The sequence below is a fragment of the Brachybacterium sp. J144 genome (genome assembly GCF_036321705.1).
In the GTDB taxonomy this organism is placed as follows: Bacteria; Actinomycetota; Actinomycetes; order Actinomycetales; family Dermabacteraceae; genus Brachybacterium.
In genome coordinates, this window is the sequence record NZ_JAZDCG010000004.1 from 106,699 (window position 1) to 126,894 (window position 20,196).

The 20,196-nt window shown below is 71.4% G+C and carries 15 protein-coding genes and 1 tRNA gene; 6 read left to right on the forward strand and 10 right to left on the reverse strand.

Translation table 11 applies throughout. From position 1 onward, the window contains the following. Nucleotides 1-11 precede the first annotated feature (11 nt). Nucleotides 12-536, reverse strand: a complete 525-nt coding sequence (locus V1260_RS02695) for a PPA1309 family protein (RefSeq protein WP_329745253.1) — start codon at nucleotides 534-536, stop codon at nucleotides 12-14. Nucleotides 537-690: 154 nt separating this feature from the next. On the opposite strand from V1260_RS02695, the gene V1260_RS02700 reads away from it, so the two are divergent. From V1260_RS02700 to V1260_RS02710, 3 genes are all read left to right on the forward strand, one after another. Continuing rightward, nucleotides 691-3,801 carry a UPF0182 family membrane protein gene (locus V1260_RS02700; RefSeq protein WP_329745254.1) on the forward strand — a complete coding sequence of 1,037 codons (3,111 nt, stop codon included), beginning with the start codon at nucleotides 691-693 and terminating at the stop codon, nucleotides 3,799-3,801. 229 nt (nucleotides 3,802-4,030) lie between these two features. Then, a tRNA-Met gene (locus V1260_RS02705) sits at nucleotides 4,031-4,104 on the forward strand. A 233-nt stretch (nucleotides 4,105-4,337) separates the two neighbouring features. Then, complete coding sequence (locus tag V1260_RS02710; protein WP_329745255.1) at nucleotides 4,338-4,994, forward strand: SGNH/GDSL hydrolase family protein; 657 nt, start codon at nucleotides 4,338-4,340, stop codon at nucleotides 4,992-4,994. 18 nt (nucleotides 4,995-5,012) lie between these two features. Here the strand turns inward: V1260_RS02710 and V1260_RS02715 are convergent, their stop codons facing one another. Then, complete coding sequence (locus tag V1260_RS02715) at nucleotides 5,013-5,831, reverse strand: C2 family cysteine protease (protein WP_329745256.1); 819 nt, start codon at nucleotides 5,829-5,831, stop codon at nucleotides 5,013-5,015. Nucleotides 5,832-5,860: 29 nt separating this feature from the next. Further along, the gene (locus tag V1260_RS02720) at nucleotides 5,861-7,081 is read right to left on the reverse strand and encodes a pyrophosphate--fructose-6-phosphate 1-phosphotransferase (protein WP_329745257.1); all 1,221 of its coding nucleotides are present in this window, start codon (nucleotides 7,079-7,081) and stop codon (nucleotides 5,861-5,863) included. Nucleotides 7,082-7,350: 269 nt separating this feature from the next. On the opposite strand from V1260_RS02720, the gene V1260_RS02725 reads away from it, so the two are divergent. Next, nucleotides 7,351-9,978 carry an esterase-like activity of phytase family protein gene (locus V1260_RS02725; protein ID WP_329745258.1) on the forward strand — a complete coding sequence of 876 codons (2,628 nt, stop codon included), beginning with the start codon at nucleotides 7,351-7,353 and terminating at the stop codon, nucleotides 9,976-9,978. Between the two features lie 135 nt (nucleotides 9,979-10,113). Here the strand turns inward: V1260_RS02725 and V1260_RS02730 are convergent, their stop codons facing one another. The 4 genes from V1260_RS02730 to V1260_RS02745 all read right to left on the reverse strand — a co-directional run bounded on the left by V1260_RS02730 (nucleotide 10,114) and on the right by V1260_RS02745 (nucleotide 13,961). Continuing rightward, a complete protein-coding gene (locus V1260_RS02730; RefSeq protein WP_329745259.1) occupies nucleotides 10,114-10,905 on the reverse strand; it encodes an inositol monophosphatase family protein in 792 nt (263 codons plus the stop codon). 115 nt (nucleotides 10,906-11,020) lie between these two features. Next, a complete protein-coding gene (rsgA, locus tag V1260_RS02735; protein ID WP_329745260.1) occupies nucleotides 11,021-12,067 on the reverse strand; it encodes a ribosome small subunit-dependent GTPase A in 1,047 nt (348 codons plus the stop codon). Further along, entirely contained in the window at nucleotides 12,064-13,392 is a 1,329-nt protein-coding gene (aroA, locus tag V1260_RS02740; protein WP_329745261.1) for a 3-phosphoshikimate 1-carboxyvinyltransferase, read from the reverse strand. The genes rsgA and aroA overlap by 4 nt, the downstream gene beginning before the upstream one ends. Before the next feature lie 2 nt (nucleotides 13,393-13,394). Continuing rightward, entirely contained in the window at nucleotides 13,395-13,961 is a 567-nt protein-coding gene (locus V1260_RS02745) for a hypothetical protein (RefSeq protein ID WP_329745262.1), read from the reverse strand. 386 nt (nucleotides 13,962-14,347) lie between these two features. Here V1260_RS02745 and V1260_RS02750 point away from each other — a divergent pair, with 386 nt between their 5' ends. Both V1260_RS02750 and V1260_RS02755 read left to right on the forward strand, forming a co-directional pair. Beyond that, nucleotides 14,348-14,983, forward strand: a complete 636-nt coding sequence (locus V1260_RS02750) for a sigma-70 family RNA polymerase sigma factor (RefSeq protein WP_442878106.1) — start codon at nucleotides 14,348-14,350, stop codon at nucleotides 14,981-14,983. Continuing rightward, entirely contained in the window at nucleotides 14,980-15,312 is a 333-nt protein-coding gene (locus tag V1260_RS02755) for a zf-HC2 domain-containing protein (RefSeq protein WP_329745264.1), read from the forward strand. The genes V1260_RS02750 and V1260_RS02755 overlap by 4 nt, the downstream gene beginning before the upstream one ends. Before the next feature lie 86 nt (nucleotides 15,313-15,398). Here the strand turns inward: V1260_RS02755 and V1260_RS15810 are convergent, their stop codons facing one another. The 3 genes from V1260_RS15810 to V1260_RS02765 form a co-directional block, all read right to left on the reverse strand. Beyond that, entirely contained in the window at nucleotides 15,399-15,473 is a 75-nt protein-coding gene (locus tag V1260_RS15810) for a 50S ribosomal protein bL37 (protein ID WP_370297284.1), read from the reverse strand. Between the two features lie 99 nt (nucleotides 15,474-15,572). Beyond that, entirely contained in the window at nucleotides 15,573-16,217 is a 645-nt protein-coding gene (locus V1260_RS02760) for a GDSL-type esterase/lipase family protein (RefSeq protein ID WP_329745265.1), read from the reverse strand. Between the two features lie 87 nt (nucleotides 16,218-16,304). Then, a complete protein-coding gene (locus tag V1260_RS02765) occupies nucleotides 16,305-20,159 on the reverse strand; it encodes a multifunctional oxoglutarate decarboxylase/oxoglutarate dehydrogenase thiamine pyrophosphate-binding subunit/dihydrolipoyllysine-residue succinyltransferase subunit (protein WP_329745266.1) in 3,855 nt (1,284 codons plus the stop codon). Between the last annotated feature and the right edge of the window lie 37 nt (nucleotides 20,160-20,196).

Consider the following 20,196-nt stretch of genomic DNA (forward strand, 5'->3'; position numbering starts at 1 on the left):
GCGGCGGGCGCTCAGTCCGAGGCGAAGGTCTGCTGCAGGGCCGTGGTGATGTCCGGCAGCAGAGCAGCGCCCAGGGCGTATCCGCGCCCGTCGCCCCGGTCGACCGCAGACCAGGTCGTGCCGTCCGCCAGGGCCGCGACGACGACCCGCAGCTTTCCGAGAGGCCGGGCATCTGTCGCCTCGCTCCCGCGAAGCTCCACCGCAGTAGGCGCCAGGTCACCGGCGAGCGCGCCACCGGCGGCCAGGTCCGGCCACTGCACCTGCTCGAGGGCGGCCAGCGGATCGGTGGGCTGGTCCGCGGTGCCGTCGTCGAGGTCGATCGGGGTGAGGTGCAGGGGATCCGGAGCGGTCTCCTGCCCGATGCCCAGCAGGGCGGCGAGCGAGGGCGAGGCCGCCATCAGCTCGGCGCTGCGGGCCAGGGCGAACAGGCGCGGTGCGGGGAGGTCTCCTTCGCCGACGTGGCGGGCGATCTCCAGCACGCTCGCGGCCAGTGCCGCGGTGGGGGCGTCGAGGGGGTCCTGGGCGGGGATCGTCATCAGATCGAGAACTCTCTTCCAGGAAGGCCTGACAGAATGGTGTGGCCCTCGCCCTGCGCGGGGGCACTCCACTGTACCCGGACGTCGAGGACCGGTCCCGCGCTGCGGCGGGTGACCACCACGGCTCCGACCCCGAGGCACTTTGAGGTACCCCGTGAGCTTCTCCGCCCCGTTCGGCGACGTCCCCCGCCCCTCTCCGAGACCGGCGTCGGGCGCCGGCGAGGAGGGGCCGCGTCGGATCTCCCCGCTGGCCATCACCGCCCTCGCGATCGGTCTGCTGCTCGTCGGCCTGGTCATCGCCTCGGAGGTGTGGACCAAGTACCTGTGGATGGATCAGCTGGGCGCGGCCGACGTCCTCCTGGTGCGTTGGGGGACGCAGGCGGTCCTCTTCGCGATCGCCTTCGCGGTGCTCGCCGTCCCGCTCTTCTTCAGCCTGCGGATCTCTTACACGCAGCGTCCCGTCTATCCGCCGATCACCCGCGAGCAGGAGGCGCTGGAGCAGTTCCGCGCGGCCGTCGACCCGTTGCGCCGGGGCCTGACCTACGCCGCGCCGGTCGTGATCGGGGCCTTCGGCGGTCTCGCCGCCTCGCGCCGCTGGCAGGACGTGCAGCTGTTCATGCATTCCCAGGACTTCGGGCAGACCGATCCGGTCTTCGGCAACGACATCGGCTTCTACGTGTTCACCCTGCCGGTCATCGACATGGTCGTGTCCTACGGGCAGTTCGTGCTCCTGGTCGCGATCGTCGGCGCCGTGATCGGCCACTTCATCTACGGCGGCGTCGCCTGGGGCCAGGAGCGCGGCCTCGAGGTCACCACCGCCGCCCGCCGTCATCTCGGCGTGCTCGCCGCGCTGTACGTGCTCTTCCTCGGTGCGGGGCACTGGTTCCAGCGCTACGACATGCTGGTCAACGAGCATGACCGCTTCGACGGGGCGAGCTTCACCGACGTCACCGCGATCCTGCCTGCACAGACCATCATCGCGATCTCCTCGATCGTCGTCGCTGCGCTGTTCGTGCTGTGGATCCTGCGGGCGGACTGGCGGATCCCCGCCGTCGGCGCCGGCCTGATGCTGCTGACCACCCTGGTGGTCGGCAACGCCTACCCGTGGGCGATCCAGCAATTCCGCGTCCAGCCCAACGAGCGCGCCCTCGAGCAGCCGTACATCCAGGACAACATCGACTCCACCCGCGCGGCCTTCGGCCTCGATGCGATCGAGGAGGTGCCGTACACAGCGGCGACCGATGCGGAGCCCGGTGCCCTGCGCGCCGATGCCGCCACCACGGCGCAGATCCGCCTGATGGACCCCAACGTCGTCTCCCCGACGTTCGTCCAGCGCGAGGCGAACCGTCAGTACTGGGGCTTCGACGAGGTGCTCGCCGTGGACCGTTACGAGATCGGCGGGGAGCTGCAGGACACCGTCGTCGGAGTGCGCGAGCTGCGCCCTGACAAGTTCGGCCTCGCCGAGCGCTCCTGGGTCGATCAGCACATCATCTACACCCACGGCTACGGGCTCGCCGCGGCCTACGGCAACCGTCGCAGCTCCGACGGCGAGCCGAGCTTCCTGCAGTCCGGCGTCCCGGGCACCGGCGAGCTGGGGGAGTACGAGGAGCGCGTCTACTTCGGCCGCCACTCGCCGGACTACTCGATCGTCGGCGCCCCCGAGGGTGCGACCCCCGAGGAGTTCGACTACCAGCGCGGCAGCACCGACAGCGAGGAGGGCGGCGACCAGGTCTACAACACCTACCAGGGCGACGGCGGCCCCTCGGTGGGCAGCTTCGTCAACCAGCTGCTCTACGCGATCAAGTTCCGCGACCCGAACATCGTGATCTCGGGCTACGTGAACGAGGAGTCGCAGATCCTCTACGACCGCGATCCGGCGCAGCGGGTCCGCGAGGTCGCCCCCTTCCTCTCGCTCGACTCGCAGATGTACCCGGCGGTCGTCGACGGCGAGATGGTGTGGGTGATCGACGGCTACACGACCACCACCGAGTACCCGTACGCCCAGGGGGTCGACCTCGACGCGGTCGTGAACGACTCGCAGACCGACCCGCGGGCCAGCGCCGGCAACCGGTCCCGCAGCGCGAACTACATGCGCAACTCCGTCAAGGCCACCGTCAGCGCCTTCGACGGCTCGGTCACCCTCTACACCTGGGACACCGAGGATCCGATCCTCCAGGCCTGGTCCGAGGTGTTCCCCGAGGCGCTGCGCCCAGCCGATGAGATCAGCGACCAGCTGATGTCGCACCTGCGTTACCCGGCGGACCTCTTCAAGGCACAGCGCCAGCTGATCTCGAGGTACCACATCACCGATGCGGACGACTTCTTCACCCAGCAGGACTTCTGGCAGGTCTCCCCGGACCCGACGGTGCAGCCCACCACCAACCCCGACGGGAGCGCGGGCACCCAGCCGCCGCAGCCGCCGATGTACCTCACCATGCAGATGCCGGGCGATGACTCGCCGCGGTTCATGCTCTCCTCGAGCTTCATCCCCTCGGACGGCCAGAGCGTGCTCACCGGCTTCCTCGCGGTGGACTCCGAGACCGGCAGCGACGGCGGCAATCCCGCCGAGACCTACGGCAAGATGACCCTGCTGGTCCTGCCCACCTCGAACCCGGTCAACGGCCCGGGACAGGTGCAGGCGACCTTCAACTCGGATCCGACCGTGTCGCAGGCGCTGAACCTGCTGCGCGAGGGTAACTCCGAGGTGATCAACGGCAACCTGCTCACGGTGCCCGTCGGCGGCGGCCTGCTGTACGTCCAGCCGGTCTACCTGCAGTCCTCGACCGCCGGCGGCGGTACCCAGTACCCGCTGCTGCAGATGGTGCTGGTGTCCTTCGGCGACAAGGTCGGCTTCGCGCCGACCCTCGACGAGGCGATGGACCTGGTGTTCGGCGGCGATTCCGGCGCCGACGCGGGTGACGCCGAGGTGACCGGCTCGACCGAGCCCGCCACCGGGAGCGAGGAGTCGCTCACCGGCGCGGTGGACACCGAGGGCGGCGAGAGCACCCCCGCGGAGCCGCCGGCGGACGGTGAGACCACCGAGCCGACGCAGGCCCCGACGGAGGAGGGCACACCGCAGCAGCGTCTCGACCAGGCCCTCGCGGACATGGACGCCGCGGTGATCGACGCCGAGGAGGCCATGGCCGCCGGGGACTGGGCCGCCTACGGCGAGGCCCAGGACCGACTGACCGACGCGCTCAACCGCGCGAACACCGCCAACCAGGAGATCAACGGGGGAGGCGCCTCCGACGGCGGAGAGGGCTGAGCGCTCATCCCTCGCGGGCGCCATCGTGTCCGGGGCGGAATAGCCCCGCCCGGAGCGGACCGGACCTCTCCGGGTCGGAACCGTCCTGTCCGGGCCGTTCCGCGGTGGTCTGGAGCGGTCCGCAGTGATGCCGGTGCCCGGTGAACTCCCCGTGAACGTGCGATGGCACACGTCCGAGGGGTCTCGCCTGGACTCGGCGGTCGGGTCGTCCTAGAGTTATCGATGTCGCCGCGGGGTGGAGCAGTTCGGTAGCTCGCCGGGCTCATAACCCGGAGGTCGTAGGTTCAAATCCTGCCCCCGCTACGAGTAAGGCCCCTTCTCAGCAGAAATGCTGAGGAGGGGTCTTTTGCTGTGCCCCCAGAGCCGCTCCACGGCGTCTGAGGGAGCATGTTCGGTGCAGGATGCTTCCTGAGGCGCCGCTACAGCGCGACGGGACCCCGGGGTCAAACGGGGAACATCCAGTCGGCGGGGCCCAGGGCCAGGTGGGGGTCGGCGGGTCGCTCACCGTCGCGTCCCCCCGATGGCAGGATGTGCGCATGACCACGACGTCCGCGCCCACGCCTCGCACCCTCCTGTTCATCGGGGACTCCATCACCGACTGCGCTCGCGCCGAGGATCCGGCGGGTCTCGGCTTTGGCTACGTCCGCCTCCTCGCCGAGCACTTCGCGGCCCATGAGCCGACGGCCACCGTGATCAATCGCGGCATCAGCGGAAACAAGGCCCGCGACCTCCGGGCCCGCTTCGACGCGGACTGCCTCGACCTGAACCCGGACGTCGTGACGATCTACGTGGGCGTCAACGACGTGTGGCACGGCTTCACAAGCGGCGACGGCGTCAGCGACGCGGACTTCGAGCGGGACTACCGCTTCCTGCTCGACCAGCTCTCGGCGACCCGCCCGGGCGTCCCGGTGCTGCTCGTGGTGCCCTTCGTCGCCGATGTCGACGAGGAGAAGGCCGGGTATCACGGGGAACTCGACAAGAAGGTCGCGATCATCCGCGCCCTCGGCAAGGAGTTCGGGGCCGCGATCGTGGATCTCGAGGCGGTGCTCGAGGAGGCGTGGACCGTCGGGCACACGCCGGCGAGCATCGCCGAGGACGGCGTGCACCCGACGATAGCGGGCCACCGCCTGCTCGCGGATGCGTGGCTGGACGTGTTCCGCACCGTCGACCACACCCTCGCCCGCTCGCGCTGACGCTCACCCGCCCGCTGCTCAGCGCAGCGGGCCGGTGACGTCCACGGAGAGGAAACCCCGGCGGAAGGTGCGCGCGTCGATGCGCAGCACCCGACCGGGCCGCACCGGATTGCGCAGCAGCACGTGGCCGGTCGTGGCGTCGGCGCCGACCACGGCGAAGACGTGGCTGGGCGGCAGCGGACCCTGAGCGGTCCCGACCCGCGCACTCAGCGGATGGGTCGACGCGGCGATCGCCCGGCCCTCCTCCCGGCACGCGAGGATCTGCTCGGCCGAGGGGAGCCGCAGCTGCGTGCGCACCCGCTCCCCGAGCAGCAGCTCGAGGCCGAAGCGGGCGAAACCGCGCTGCAGCATCCCGTACCCGCCTGCGACGTGTACCGCCACGGCCTTCTCGAGCACTCCGGCCCAGCCCGGGTTCGCGCCTTCGCGGCGTGCGTAGAGAAAGGTGCCGTCGGCGCCGACCGGCATCCGTCGATCCACCACGATCGGCTCGGCCACGGCGGGCAGGCGCACCGCGACCCGGCCGTCCTCCTGCACCGTGAGCAGGTCCGTGAGGCGCTCGGGTGCGGTCTCGTGGATCGCGAGCATCGAGGCGATCACCCAGCAGTCGCCGAGCTGCCCCTGCTGGGGGCGGAGGGGCCGAGGGGAGTCCAGCGGGCCGCTGTCCCGCCGCCATCCGACGGCGCGCGGGCCGGGCGGCGGATCCGCCAACCCCGTGCTCCGCTCCTCCCGCTCCTGGAACGCGAGAGCGCGCGCCCGCCCGCTGTGGGCGAGCGCGCGCAGGCTGCGGCGCCAGGTCCGCACGCGGGGACGGGGGAGGGGTGATCCAGCGGTGCTCATCGGCTCCTCCTCCCGTCCCGCGGGTCGGGTCAGTGGGCGGCTGCGGGGGTGATCGTCTGGCCGGTGCGCTCCATGACGTCCGCGAACCAGGGCTGCTCGATGTCGAAGGCCTTGTGACCGGCGACCCGCTCGAACTCGACGGCGCGCAGCACGTTGCCGCGCTCCTCGTCGTGGCCGATGAGGCCCGAGCCGCCCTCGAGGGCGACCTGCACGGCCAGGTCGGTCATCGACTTGATCAGGCGCAGGTCCTCGGGGTTGGCCTTCGCCGACCGCGAGAAGTAGCCGGACTTCTGGACCATGACCTTCTCGGCGCCGAGCTTCTCGGCGAACTGCTTCGCGAACCACTGGCCGGGGTTGATGGTGTCGATCTTGACGTGGCCGAAGGGGTCCTTCTCCGGCTCCTCGCCGCGGGCCTGCATCTCGGCGACGATCTCGGGGATGCCCGCGCCCTCGGACAGGAAGATGTTCACGTTGCCCACCTCGTCCATGACGGTGCGCAGGCGCGCCGCCTCGGCTTCGATGTCGAGCGCCAGCTCGGGCAGGAACACGGCGTGCACGTCCCACTTCTCCGGGGCGAGGCCGATCTCGGGCAGCCACTCCTGCTTCGCGTGCCAATCCTGGTAGTAGGCGGCGGCCTGGGCGGTGAGATAACCGCAGGCGCGGCCCATGATCTCGTGGACGATCAGCATGCGCGGGTTCGAGCCGTGCTCGGCGATGATGTTCTGCGCGAAGATGCTGGTCTGCTCCGCGGCGGACATCGCACCGAGGGACTGACGGATCGGCACGATGTCGTTGTCGATGGTCTTGGGCAGACCCACGACCTGGAGCGGGTAGTCGTTGTCCGCGAGGTACTTCGCGAGATCCGCGGCGGTGGTGTTGGTGTCGTCGCCGCCGATGGTGTGCAGCACGTCCACCCCGTCGGCCTGGAGCTTCTTCGCGGCGACCTCGAGAGCGTTCTCGCCCTCGGCGATCAGACCGCGCTTGACGAGGTCCGCGGAGTTGGTGAGCTTCACGCGCGAGTTGCCGATGGGGGAGCCGCCGAAGTCGTGCAGCAGGCCGGCCTTCGCGCGGACCGTCTCATCGACGACGATCTTCTCGTCGGAGAGCAGCCCCCAGTAGCCGTGCTTGTAGGCGATGATCTCGACGTCCGGCACCAGCTCGTTGTACCGCTCGATGAGGCCGCCGACGGCGGAGGACAGGCACGGGGCGTAGCCCCCGGCGGTGAGCAGTGCGACGCGCTTGACGGTCATGAGGCGAATCCTCCGAGAGTCCGGGAACGGGCGCGCGAGAGGGCAGGGTTTCTCCCGACCTCCTCGCGACGCTGGGTCCGCTCATCGTAGCGAGGCCGCGCCGGACACGTCGCCGCGCCGGTCCCGATGGACGCCGTTCACCTTCTCGTCACAGTGAGGTGATGGGCTTCTCGACGTTCCTCCTCGCCGTCCGACGGTGCGCGCTCGCGCCCCTCCCGCCCCCAGTGCGCTCGCGCGAGGGCCGGTGGACCCTGCAGAAAGGCCTGCCCATGTCCCGCACCTCCCGTGCACCGCGTCCCGTGATCGCCCGCCTCGGCGCCCTCGCCGCGTGCGGCGCGATCGGTCTGACCGGCGCGCTCATGCTCCCCGCCCTCGCCGCCCCAGGCGAGTCCCACGGCGAGGACCCGTACTTCACCCGCGTCGCGACCCTGCCGGCGTACGCGAACTCCGACGTCTCCGCGTCGGCGGTCGCCGAGATCTCGTCGGTGAGCCCCGACGGGATGACCGTGTACTCGACCGACGCCGGCGGCGGCCGCGTGGGCATCACCGACATCTCCGACCCGTCGAACCCCCGCCCCCTCGGCGGCGTGGACGTCGAGGGGGAGCCCACCTCGGTCTACGCCCTCGAGGACTACGTGCTCATCGTCGTGGACACCACCGACGGCGAGTTCACCGACCCCTCGGGTCACGTGTCCGTGCTCGACGCCGACACCCACGAGGTGATCCGCACCATCGAGCTCGGCGGGCAGCCCGACTCGATCGACATCACCTCCACCGGCTCCGACGCGTACATCGCGATCGAGAACCAGCGCGACGAGGAGTTCACCCCCGAGGGCCTCGAGGAGGGCGACATCCCGCAGCAGCCCACCGGCTGGCTCGCTCACCTCGACCTCTCCGGTGACGTCGAGGGCTGGGACGTGGAGCGGATCGAGCTCGCGGGGCTCCCCGGCCTCACCGCCGCGGAGGACGCCGAGCCCGAGTACGTGAAGGTCAGCCCCGACGACTCCCGCGTGGTCGTGACACTCCAGGAGAACAACGCCCTGGCCGTCATCGACGTCGCCTCCGGCGAGGTCCTCACGTCCTTCTTCGCCGGCTCCTCGACCGTCGAGAACGTGGACATCGAGGAGGACGGCGACATCACCCTGACCGAGACGATCACCGAGGAGCGCGAGCCCGACGCGATCGCCTGGATCGACGACACCCATGTCGCGACCGCCGACGAGGGCGACTGGCTCGGCGGCTCGCGCACCTGGACCATCTTCGACGTCACCACCGGCGAGGTCACCTGGAACTCGGGCTCGCAGATGGACCACCTCGCGGTCGAGATCGGCCAGTACCCGGAGAAGCGCTCCGACGCCAAGGGCACCGAGCCCGAAGGCATCGCCGTCGCCCGCTACGGCGACCGCACCCTCGCCTTCGTCGGCTCCGAGCGCGGCAATTTCGTCGCGGTCTACGACGTGACCGACCCGTCGGCCCCCGTGTATCAGCAGGCGCTGTCCTCGACCCCCGGCCCCGAGGGCCTGCTGCCCATCCCGGAGCGGAACCTGCTGGTCGTCTCCTCCGAGGAGGACGACGCGGAGGCCGGCGTGCGCGCCACCGTCCAGGTCTACGAGCTCGGCGCCGCGACCGACGAGGACCGCACGATCGTCTCCGGCCCCGACGCCGACGGCCTGCCGATCACCTGGGGCGCGCTCAGCGACATGTCCGCAGTGCCCGGCGCCGAGGGCGAGTTCGTCTCCGTCAGCGACTCGGGCTATACCACCTCCGCGATCTTCCGCATCGACGCCTCCGCGACCCCGGCCGTGATCCGCGAGCGGATCGCGCTGACCGGCGAGGACGGCTCCCCGCTCGAGTCCGATCTGGAGGGCGTCACCGCCCTCGCCGACGGCACCTTCTGGGTCGCCTCTGAGGGCGCCCGCGAGGACGACGGCACCTGGGAGATCCAGAACTCGCTGATGCACGTCGACGCCGACGGACAGGTCCTCGAGACCGTGCTGCTGCCCGAGGACGTGGCGGACGGCCTCGCGAGCCGCGGCTTCGAGGGCGTCACCATCGCCGAGGACGGCGCGGCCCTGTACGCCGTGATCCAGGGCGTCGTCGACGGCGACCCGGAGAACACCGCGCGCATCGCCCGCTACGACCTCGAGGCCGGCACCTGGAGCTACTGGGGCTACGAGCTCCAGACCACCGCGGTGGACGGCGACAGGATCGGGCTCTCCGCCATCGCGGACCTCGGCGACGGCCGCTTCGCCCTGGTCGAGCGGGACTCCCTGAACGGGCCCGACGCCGCGCTGAAGTCCGTCGTCACCGTCACCCTGCCGGGTGAGGGGGCGGCCGCCGGTGAGGCGCTGCCCCTCGCAGAGACCGTCGGCGAGCGCTACGACCTGCTGCCGCTGCTCGAGTCCACGAACGGCTGGACCCAGGAGAAGGTCGAGAGCCTCGCGGTCGCCGCGTCGGGCGAGGTCTACGTCGTCACCGACAACGACGCGCTCGACGACGCGAACGGCGAGACCCTCTTCGCCCGCGCCGGCTTCGTCGGCCCGGAGGGTGTGCAGGCCGAGGCACCCTCGGACGACGATGACGAGCAGCCCACGGAGCCGTCGGAGCCCACCGAGCAGCCGACCGAGCCGACGCAGGAGCCGACCGCTCCCGCCGAGGAGCCCACCACCCCGGGGGCGAGCGACGGCGGCTCCGACGGCTCCGACGACAATGCAGCTGGCGGCACCGGCGGCTCCAGCAATGGAGGCACCGGATCCGAGCAGTCGGCTGACGGCTCCCGTCCGGGTGCTCTTGCCCGCACCGGCGCCCAGGGCGTCGTGGCGCTGGTCGCCGGGGCGCTCGGCCTGACCGCGCTGGGCGGCGGCGCCTTCGCCCTCCGCGCCCGTCTGCGCCGCTGATCCCGCCCGCGGGAGCAGTTCCCGCGGAACGACGCAGCGTCCCGGTCCCCGTCGTGGGGGCCGGGACGCTGTGCGTTCGGGGGCGGATCGTTCAGTGGGCGCGTCCGGGAGCAGACCCGGGGCGACTCGGGGCGCTCAGTCCTCGCCGGTGAGCGCGGCGAGGACGTCCTCGTGGAGCAGACCGTTGCTCGCGACCGCGCTGCCGCCGAAGCAGCCCGGCTCGCCCTCGAGGGAGGTGAAGCGGCCGCCCGCCTCGGTCACGATCGGCACCAGCGCGGCCATGTCGTGCAGGGCCAGCTCGGGCTCGCAGGCGACGTCCACGGCTCCCTCGGCGACGAGCATGTAGGACCAGAAGTCGCCGTAGGCGCGGGTGCGCCAGAAGCGCTGCATGAGGTTCAGCATCTCCCGCAGCCGCTCGCGCTCGGCCCAGCCGTGCAGCGACGAGTAGGACAGCGAGGCCTCCTCGATGCGGTCCACGCCCGAGACCTGCAGCCGCGTCGCGCTGCTCAGCCGGGAGCCGGTCCAGGCCCCGGCGTCCGTCCCGCCCCACCAGCGGCGCCCGAGGGACGGCGCGGAGACCAGACCCACGACGGGGCGGCCCTCCTCGATGAGCCCGATGAGCGTCGCCCAGACGGGCACGCCGCGCACGAAGTTCGCGGTCCCGTCGATGGGGTCGATCACCCACTGCCGCGGCGAGGACCCGGTCGAGCCGAACTCCTCCCCGATCACCTGGTCGCGGGAGCGGGAACGGGAGAGCTGGGCGCGCACCAGCTGCTCGGCGGCGCGATCGGCATCGGTGACCTCGGTGAGGTCCGGCTTGGTGGAGACCTCGAGGTCCTGCGCCTTGAAGCGGGACATCGTCAGCTGGTCCACGGCATCGGCGAGCACGTGGGCCAGGCGCAGGTCATCGGCGTAACGGCTGGACATGGGGCTCAGCCTAGGGGGAGGACCCCGCGGTGACCGGGAGCGACGCGGGGGCGGCGGCGCCGAGGCGTCCTCCGGGCGGGAGCGGGAGAGCTCCGAGCGGCCGATGGCGGACGGTTCAGAGCGCCCAGGGGTCGTTCTTCCGCAGCGCGACGGCGAGCCGGCGGAAGGAGGTCAGCCGGGCGGGGCCGGCGCTGCCCGCGGCGCCCGCCTCGACCTGCTCGTCGAGCGCGCAGTCCGGGGCGTCCTCGAGATGGGTGCAGCCGCGAGGGCAGGACTCCGCGAGGTCCGCGAGGTCCGCGAAGGCGTCGAGCAGCTCGTCGGGGTCGACGTGGCCGAGTCCGAAGGAGCGCACCCCGGGGGTATCGATCACCCAGCCGCCGGCGCCCTCGGGCAGGGGCATGGCGAGCGCCGAGGAGGAGGTGTGCCGGCCACGACCGGTCACGTCGTTCACGTGGCCGGTGGCCCGGTCGGTGCCGGGCACGAGCGCGTTCAGCAGCGTCGACTTGCCGACTCCGGAATGGCCGATGAGCACGCTGACCCGCCCCGCGAGCCGCTCGCGCAGCGCGTCGAGCCCGTCGATCCCGCCCGCGGCGGTGCGCTCGGTCACCACGTGCTCGAGGCCGAGCGGGGCGTAGGTGGTGAGGAAGTCGTCGGGCGAGCGCAGGTCCGCCTTGGTGAGCACCAGCAGGGCATCGATCCCGGCGACGTACGCGGCGACGAGGCAGCGGTCGATCATGCCGCCGCGCGGCTCGGGGTCGGCCAGCGCGGTCACCATCACCATCAGGTCCACGTTCGCGACCAGGGGCCGCTCGGTGGGGTCGTCGTCGTCCGCGGAGCGGCGCAGGAAGGAGGAGCGCTCCTGGATCCGCACGATTCGGGCGAGGCTGCCGTCCCGGCCGGAGGTGTCGCCGACGAGCCCCACCAGATCGCCGGGGACGACGGGGGAGCGGCCGAGCTCCCGCGCCCTCATGGCCGTGACCTCGCGCGGCGCGTCGGGGCCGTCCTCGACCACGGTCCGCCAGCGGCCGCGGTCCACCGACACCACCCGCGCGGTGATCGCGTCGGCGTGGGCGGGACGGTCCTTGGTCCGCGGGCGGGAGCCGCGCCGGCTCGGCCGTACGCGGACGTCGGACTCGTCCCAGTCGCGTCGCGACCTGCTCACGCGTTTCCGTTCGCCGGCATCTCGGTGTGCAGCATCGACAGCCACATCCCCTCGAAGTCCGGGAGGGTCTTGCGGGTCGTGGCGATGTCGACCACCTGCAGGTCCGGGACGCGCAGCCCGATGATCGCTCCCGCGGTCGCCATGCGGTGGTCCTCGTAGGACTCGAAGACGTCGCCGCGCAGCGGGCCCGGGGTGATCTCCAGCCCGTCCTCGAGCTCGACGGTGTGCGCCCCGATCTTGGTCAGCTCGGTGGCGAGAGCCCGCAGCCGGTCGGTCTCGTGACCGCGCAGATGCGCGACCCCGGTGATCCGGGAGGGCGAGTCGGCGAGGGCCGCGAGGGCCGCGATGGTGGGCACGAGCTCGCCGACGGCCGACATGTCCGCCTCGAGCCCGTGGATCGCCCCGCCTCCGCGCAGCGTCATCGCCCGGCCCTCGCGGAACACCTCGCCGCCCATGCGGGTGAGCAGGTCGCGGTAGGCATCGCCGGGCTGGGTGGTCGAGCGGGGCCATTCGTCGATCGAGATGGTCCCGCCGGTCACGAGGGCCGCGGCGAGGAAGGGACCCGCATTGGAGAGGTCGGGCTCGACGGTGATGTCGAGGGCGTGCACGTCGCCGCGGCTGACGGTCCACACCGGGCGTCCCAGCTCGTCGCGGTGCGCCGCGGCCTCGATACCGACGGCCTGGAGGGTTTCCAGGGTCATCTCGATGTGCGGCAGCGAGGGCAGCGTCTCGCCGGTGTGCACCAGCTCGAGATCCCCCTCGCCCCTCGCCCCGACGAGCAGGGCGTTGGAGACGAACTGGCTCGAGGCGGAGGCGTCGAGCAGGATCCGACCGCCCGCGAGCCGACCGGTGCCGTGGACGGTGATCGGCAGGTGCCCGGGCACGCCGTGCTCGGTGACCTCGACCCCCTGCTGGCGCAGCGCGTCGATCACCGCGTGCATCGGTCGGACCAGCGCCGCCTCGTCCCCGGTGAAGCGCACGTCGCCGTGGTGGAGCGCGGCGAGCAGCGGCACGAAACGCATCACCGTTCCGGCGAGGCCGGCATGGATCTCGACCGGCTCCGCGGGCTCGACCGTGGCAGGGGGGATCGGCGTGATCCGGAGCGAGTCGCCGGCCACCTCGAGGGTCGCGCCGAGCCGCTCGAGGGCGTCGCGCATCAGGCGGGTGTCGCGGGAGACCAGCGCTCCGCGCAGCTCGGAGGGACCCTCCGCGGCGGCGGCCAGCACCATCCACCGGGCGGTGAGCGACTTCGAGCCCGGAACGCGCACCAGGGCGTCGACGGGTCCGTCGGCGACGGGAGCCCGCCAGAGCACCTCGGAGGCCACGGTCAGCGCTTCTGGTCGGCGAGCTGCTTCTGCGCGGTCTGCACCGCGTCACGAGCCTGCGCCTCGAGCTTGCCGGCCTTCTTCTCGAGGCCCTTCTGCGTGGCGGCGGCCTTCTTCTGGCTGCGCTCGACGAACTTGTTCACCTGGTAGCCGAGGGATGGACGTCCGTCGTGGTCTACGGCGGCGAGGAGCAGGCCGCCGAGCAGACCCGCGTCGGTGAGGATCGACTGGATCTCGGTCACCCGCTCCTCCCCGCGCAGCTGCAGCACGTTGCGGCGACCGGCCCAGCCCACCGAGGTGGTCGCGAGCAGCGCGAGGGCGGCGAGGCGCGGGTTGCGGTTGGTCGCGTAGAGCACGCCGGCGCCGGCGGCGACGACACCCGAGACGCGGATGATGGTGCGCGCGTCGACGAAGGAGGGCAGGGAGGTCTTGGCGAGGCTCGCGTCCGCCGCGTCGAACGCCGGCGGGTAGACCTCGATCTCCCGCTCCGGGCGCAGGGCGGTGCGCACACCCTCGAGGATGAAGGGTGCAGCGAGCAGGGGACGGGCGATGCGGCGGACCAGGGCCATGGTGTCCTCACGTTCTGGGCGTTCTCGGGCGAAGGCGGCCGCAGGGCCGACGGACGGCGTCGGCGGTCGCCGGGTCCACACTACCGCGCACGCGTGATCCGCAGGACAGCGGGAACACACCCGGGACCCCGGACGTTGAGTGTGAGGATGAGACAGGACGAGACAGGACGAGACAGGACGAGGGAGGACGAGGAATGACCGCAGCGGTGCTCCCGCAGCCCTCCCCGTGTCGCGACGCGCCATCGGCCGCCCGCGCCGCAGGCCTGCCTGACGTAGGTTGGGACGCGATGAACGCGACCTACCCCGCTCCCTCCGATCCACTCGGACCTCAGGGCACTCCCGACTCTCAGGGACCTCAGTGCTCCCCGGACTCCCCGCACACCGAGGTGCCCGAGCCCACGGCGGACTCCGAGACCGCGGAGCCCTTCGACTTCGAGGCCGAGGCGCTCTCCCACGTCGACTCCCTCTACGGCGGCGCGCTGAGGATGACCCGCAATCCCCATGACGCCGAGGACCTCGTCCAGGAGACCTTCATGAAGGCCTTCCGCGCCGCGGACCGCTTCACTCCCGGAACCAACATGCGCGCCTGGCTGTACCGGATCATGACCAACAACTACATCTCGACCTATCGCAAGCAGCAGCGCCGCCCCAAGGAGGCGTGGACCGACACGGTCGAGGACTGGCAGCTGGCCGAGGTCGAGTCGCACAGCTCGCTGGGCCTGCGCTCGGCGGAGAACGAGGCGCTGGACCACCTGCCCGACTCCGCCGTGAAGGAGGCGCTCGGCGAGCTGCGGGACGACTACCGGATGGCGGTCTACCTCGCCGATGTCGAGGGCTTCGCCTACAAGGAGATCGCGGAGATCATGGACACGCCCATCGGCACTGTCATGTCCCGCCTCCACCGCGGCCGCGGCCAGTTGCGCGAGAAGCTGACGGACTATGCGGTGACCAGCGGTTACCTGCGCCCTGCGCGCGAGAACGAGACCACGACCGGCCGCGCCGATCGGGAGGAGGAACGATGAGCGAGGACCGCACCGGGGCGACGCCTGACGCCGAGACCGCGCGGGAGGCGCGCTACCGTCTGGCCGAGGCCCTCGACGGCGAGCTGCCGCGCGAGACAGTCGATCGTATGCTCGACCACGCCGCGGGCTGCGTCGAGTGCCATGACGAGATCGAGCGCCTGCGCCGACTCAAGGAGCTGGTGCGCCGCAGCTGCGTCGACCGCGCCCCGAGCACCCTGCGGGAGCGGATCGCCGTCCAGTGCCGCACCGTGTCGGTGACCAGCCGCGCGGACGGCACCGCCGCCTCCGTGCGCATTACCACCACGCGCCGGGAGATCACGGGTCCCTGAGCCGAGCTGCCCCGCAACAGAAGACCGGAGGCTCCTCCCCGAATGGGGAGGAGCCTCCGGTCTTCTCGCGCAGGGCGCGATCACGGTCAGGCGTTGGGGCGCTTGCCGTGATTCGCGCCGCTCTTGCGACGGGACTTGCGCTTGCGGCCTCGCTTGCTCATCACGATCTCCTTCCTCACCCGGGTAACCCGACGATTGTGCCACAGTGCCGTCGGAGCACCGAGGGTCCGTCTCTCACCGACCCCGCGATGGGGCGCACCTCACGCGGAGGTGCCCAGCCAGCTCCCGAAGCCGCCGTGCAGCACGAGCCAGGCCATCAGCCCGTATCCCGTCTGCCCGGGGTGGTCGCCGCCGGAGCGCGCGATGTCCGACTCCCACTGGTCGTGGCCGGAGAGCCCGCCGACCGTGTCGATGTAGGGCACCCGCCGACGCGAGCAGACGTCCTCGAAGGCGGCGGACAGCTCGCGGACCCCCGCGGTGGTGCCCGCATCGCGGCTCGGCGGCGGGCCGACCACGAACACCGGGACGCGCAGCCGCTCGAGGCCGTCGAGGACCTTGGCAAGGTTTAGCCGGGAGCGGGCCAGGGACAGGCCGGAGGCGACGTCCGCACGGCCGAGGGCCAGGACCACCTTGTGCTCGATGCTGCCGTCGGCCTGTGCCTCGGCGTCGGTGCGCAGCCGCACCTCCTCGTCCCACCGCTCCGCGAGCGCGGCGGACGTCTCGCCCGGCAGGGCCGCGGTGAAGACGTCCACCCGGTTGTCCGCTCCCTGCTCGCTGGCCACGGCCCGACCGAGCCAGCCGAGCACGCGGGCGTCCCCTACGCCGGCGAGCAGCTCGTCGCCGAGGGCGATCAGACGGATCCGGGACTCCGCGGACGGAGCGGACTGCGTGGGCACGGACTGCACCGAGACCTCCAGGGGTGGGGATGGGGACGACCACTGTAACGGCGGGCCGCGGCGAGGGGCGAACCCTCGCCGCAGCCCGCCGTCGGCTCAGGACTCGAAGGCCCGCACGAGCAGTTCCTCCTGCTCGCGCTTGTGGGTCGAGGTGGAGCCGGTTGCCGGCGACGCCGAGGCGGGACGGGCGACGACCTTCAGCGTGCGGCCGACGGAGACAGCGAAGTTCATGGCCATGAACCCCCAGGCGCCCTGGTTCTCCGGCTCGTCCTGGACCCACACCAGCTGCGCGTCGGGGTAGGCGGAGAGGATCGAGGCGAGCTGCTCGGCGGGCAGCGGGTACAGCTGCTCGACCCGCACGATGGCGGTGTCCTCGGCGCCGATCTGCTCGCGGCGCGCGACCAGGTCCCAGTAGAGCTTGCCCGAGACCAGCAGCACACGACGCACCGCGGCGGGATCCGCGGTGGTGTCCGGCAGGACCGGCTCGAAGGTACCGGTGGTGAAGTCCTCGATAGGGCTGACCGCGGCCTTCAGGCGCAGCATCGACTTCGGGGTGAAGACGATCAGCGGCTTCTTCGGCTCCGTCCGGGCCTGCTTGCGCAGCAGGTGGAAGTAGCTCGCCGGGGTCGAGGGACGGGCCACGCGCATGTTGTCCTCGGCGCACAGCTGCAGGAAGCGCTCGATGCGCGCGGAGGAGTGGTCGGGACCCTGGCCCTCGTAACCGTGCGGGAGCAGCAGCACGACCGAGGAGTTCTGGCCCCACTTCTGCTCCGAGGAGGACAGGAACTCGTCGATGATGGTCTGCGCGCCGTTGACGAAGTCGCCGAACTGAGCCTCCCAGAGCACGAGGGACTCGGGGTTCTCGACCGAGTAGCCGTACTCGAAACCGAGCGCGGCGAACTCCGAGAGGGAGGAGTCGTAGACGTTGAAGCGCGCCTGATCCTCGGACAGGTAGGACAGCGGGGTCCAGGTGTCGCCGTTCTCGTGGTCGATGAGCACGCTGTGACGCTGCACGAAGGTGCCGCGGCGCGAGTCCTGGCCGGCCAGGCGCACGCGGGTGCCCTCCATGAGCAGGGAGCCGAAGGCCAGCAGCTCGCCGAAGGCCCAGTCCACCCCGCCCTCGACGGCCATCTGCTCGCGGCGCGAGAGCACCGTGGCGAGCTTGGGGTGGACGGTGAAGCCCTCCGGCGCCTCGCCGTGGGCCGCGCCGATGCGGTGCAGGACCGGGAGGCCGACCGCGGTCTCGACCGGCTCCGCCGGGCCCAAGGAGCGCTGCGAGGAGGGCAGGTCCAGACCCTGCACGCTCGTCGCGGGGTCCGCGTCGGAGCTCGAGCGGTTCGCGGCGAAGGCCTCGTCGAGGTGCTGCTGGAAGTTGCGCACCAGGCCCTCGGTCTCCTCCTCGGTGAGATCGCCGCGCTCGATCAGGGCCTCCATGTACAGCTTGCGCGTGGAGGGCTTCTCCTGGATCAGGCGGTACATTTCCGGCTGGGTCATCGAGGGGTCGTCACCCTCGTTGTGACCGCGGCGGCGGTAGCAGACCATGTCGATGACCACGTCGCGGTGGAACTTCTGGCGGTACCGGAAGGCGATCTCGGCGACGCGCACGCAGGCCTCGGGGTCATCGCCGTTGACGTGGAAGATCGGCAGCTGTGTCGACTTCGCGACGTCCGTCGAGTAGTACGAGGAGCGCGACGAGTCGGGCAGGGTGGTGAACCCGATCTGGTTGTTGATGATCACGTGGATCGTGCCGCCGGTGCGGTAGCCGCGCAGCTCCGAGAGGTTCAGCGTCTCGGTGACCACGCCCTGGCCCGCAAAGGCCGCATCGCCGTGGACCAGCACGGGCAGCACCGGGAACTCCTCCGGCCGTTCGAGGCGGTCCTGCTTGGCGCGCACGATGCCCTCGAGCACGGGGTTGACGGCCTCGAGGTGCGAGGGGTTCGCGGCGAGGTAGACCTTGGTGGTCTCGCCGTCGTGCGAGGTGTAGGTCCCCTCCGTGCCCAGGTGGTACTTGACGTCGCCCGAGCCCAGGGTCTGGCCGAAGTTGCCCTCGAACTCCTGGAAGATCTGGCCGTAGCTCTTCCCGGCGAGGTTCGAGAGCACGTTGAGGCGGCCGCGGTGCGACATGCCGATGCACACCTCGTCGATGCCCTCGTGCGCGGCGCCGTGGAGGACCGCGTCGAGCATCGGGATGACCGACTCGCCGCCTTCGAGGGAGAAGCGCTTCTGGCCCACGAACTTGGTCTGCAGGAAGGTCTCGAACGCCTCCGCGGCGTTGAGGCGGTCCATGATGTGCGTGTGCTCGGCCTTGTCGAAGGCGCGCCGCGGGGTCTCCATCTCCCGCTGCAGCCAGGCCCTCTCCTCCGGATCGGAGATGTGCATGTACTCCACGCCGATGGACCGGCAGTAGGCATCGCGCAGCACGCCGAGGATGTCGCGGAGGGTCATCTCCTCCTTGCCGCCGAGGCCGCGGGTAGGCCAGGTGCGGTCGAGGTCCCAGAGGGTGAGCCCGTAGGTCTCGACCTCGAGATCGGGATGGCTGCGGACCTTGTAGCGCAGCGGATCGGTGTCGGCCATGAGGTGGCCGCGCACGCGGAAGGAGTGGATGAGGTCCATGACGCGGGCGAGGCGCTCGGACTTCGAGTCCTTGAAGGGGTTGTCCGGCACCCAGCGGATGGGCTGGTAGGGCAGCCGCAGCGAGGCGAAGACGCGGTCGTAGAAGCCGTCCTTGCCCAGCAGCTTGTCGCTCATCCGCTTGAGGAACTCGCCCGAGGCGGCGCCCTGGATGATGCGGTGGTCGTAGGTCGAGGTCAGGGTCATGACCTTGGAGACCGCGAGCTCGGCGAGGGTCGCGGGGCTCGCGCCCTGGAACTGCGCGGGGTAGTCCATCGCGCCGACGCCGACGATGACGCCCTGGCCCTGCATGAGGCGCGGGATCGAGTGGACGGTGCCGATGCCGCCGGGGTTGGTCAGCGAGACCGTCGTCCCGGTGAAGTCCTCCATGGTCAGCTTGCCGGCGCGAGCCTTGCGCACGACCTCCTCGTACGCCTTCCAGAAGCCCTGGAAGTCGAAGCGCTGCGCGGCCTTGATGTTGGGGACCACGAGCCCACGGGAGCCGTCCGGCCGGGGCATGTCGATCGCCAGGCCGAAGTTCACGTCCTCGCGCTGGAGGAGGAGCGGCTTGCCCTTCTCGTCGACCGAGAAGCCGTTGTTCATGTCGGTGATCTCGGTGATCGACTCGATCATCGCCCAGCCGATGAGGTGGGTGAAGGACACCTTCCCGGCGCGATTGCGCTTGAGGTGATTGTTGATGACGATCCGGTTGTCGAAGAGCAGCTTGACCGGCACGTCGCGCACGGAGGTCGCGGTCGGCACGGTGAGCGACTCGTCCATGTTCCGCACCACGGCGGCCGCGGGGCCGCGCAGCTTCACGGCAGTGGGCTCGCGCACCTCGACGGCCGGGATCTGCGCGGTGGTCGTGGGGACCTTCGCGGGGCGGTCCGAGGTGGTCGAGACGGCCGGGGTCGCGGGGGAAGGGTTCACGGGGGCGGGGTCCTTCGCGGTGGGGGTGGTGGCCGGCGCGGGCGTCGCCGGGGCCGGATCGGCGGGAGTCGCGTCGGCGGGAGGTGAGTCAGCGGGGTGCGGGTCGGCCGGTGCCGTCCCGGCAGGGGCCGCGGCGTCGTGATCCTCCGGGACGGAGGTCGCAGCGGCGGACGTCGCGGTGGTGGGGGCCGCGCCGTCAGCGCCGGTCCCGGTCGGCTCCTGCGACGCTGCAGGGGCCGATGCCGTGGGGGAGGAGCTCACGGGAGACGACGGACCCGTGGCGGCGAAGTGCTCCGCCCAACTGGGGTCCACGCTCGAGGGATCCTCCGCCCATTGGTCGCGCAGTGCATCCACGAGCCATTGATTGGGGCCGAACTCCGGGGTTCCGGAGCCGTGTGTCTGCTGTGACACTCTGAGATCGCCAGCCTTCTCGAATCGAGCGGTACGG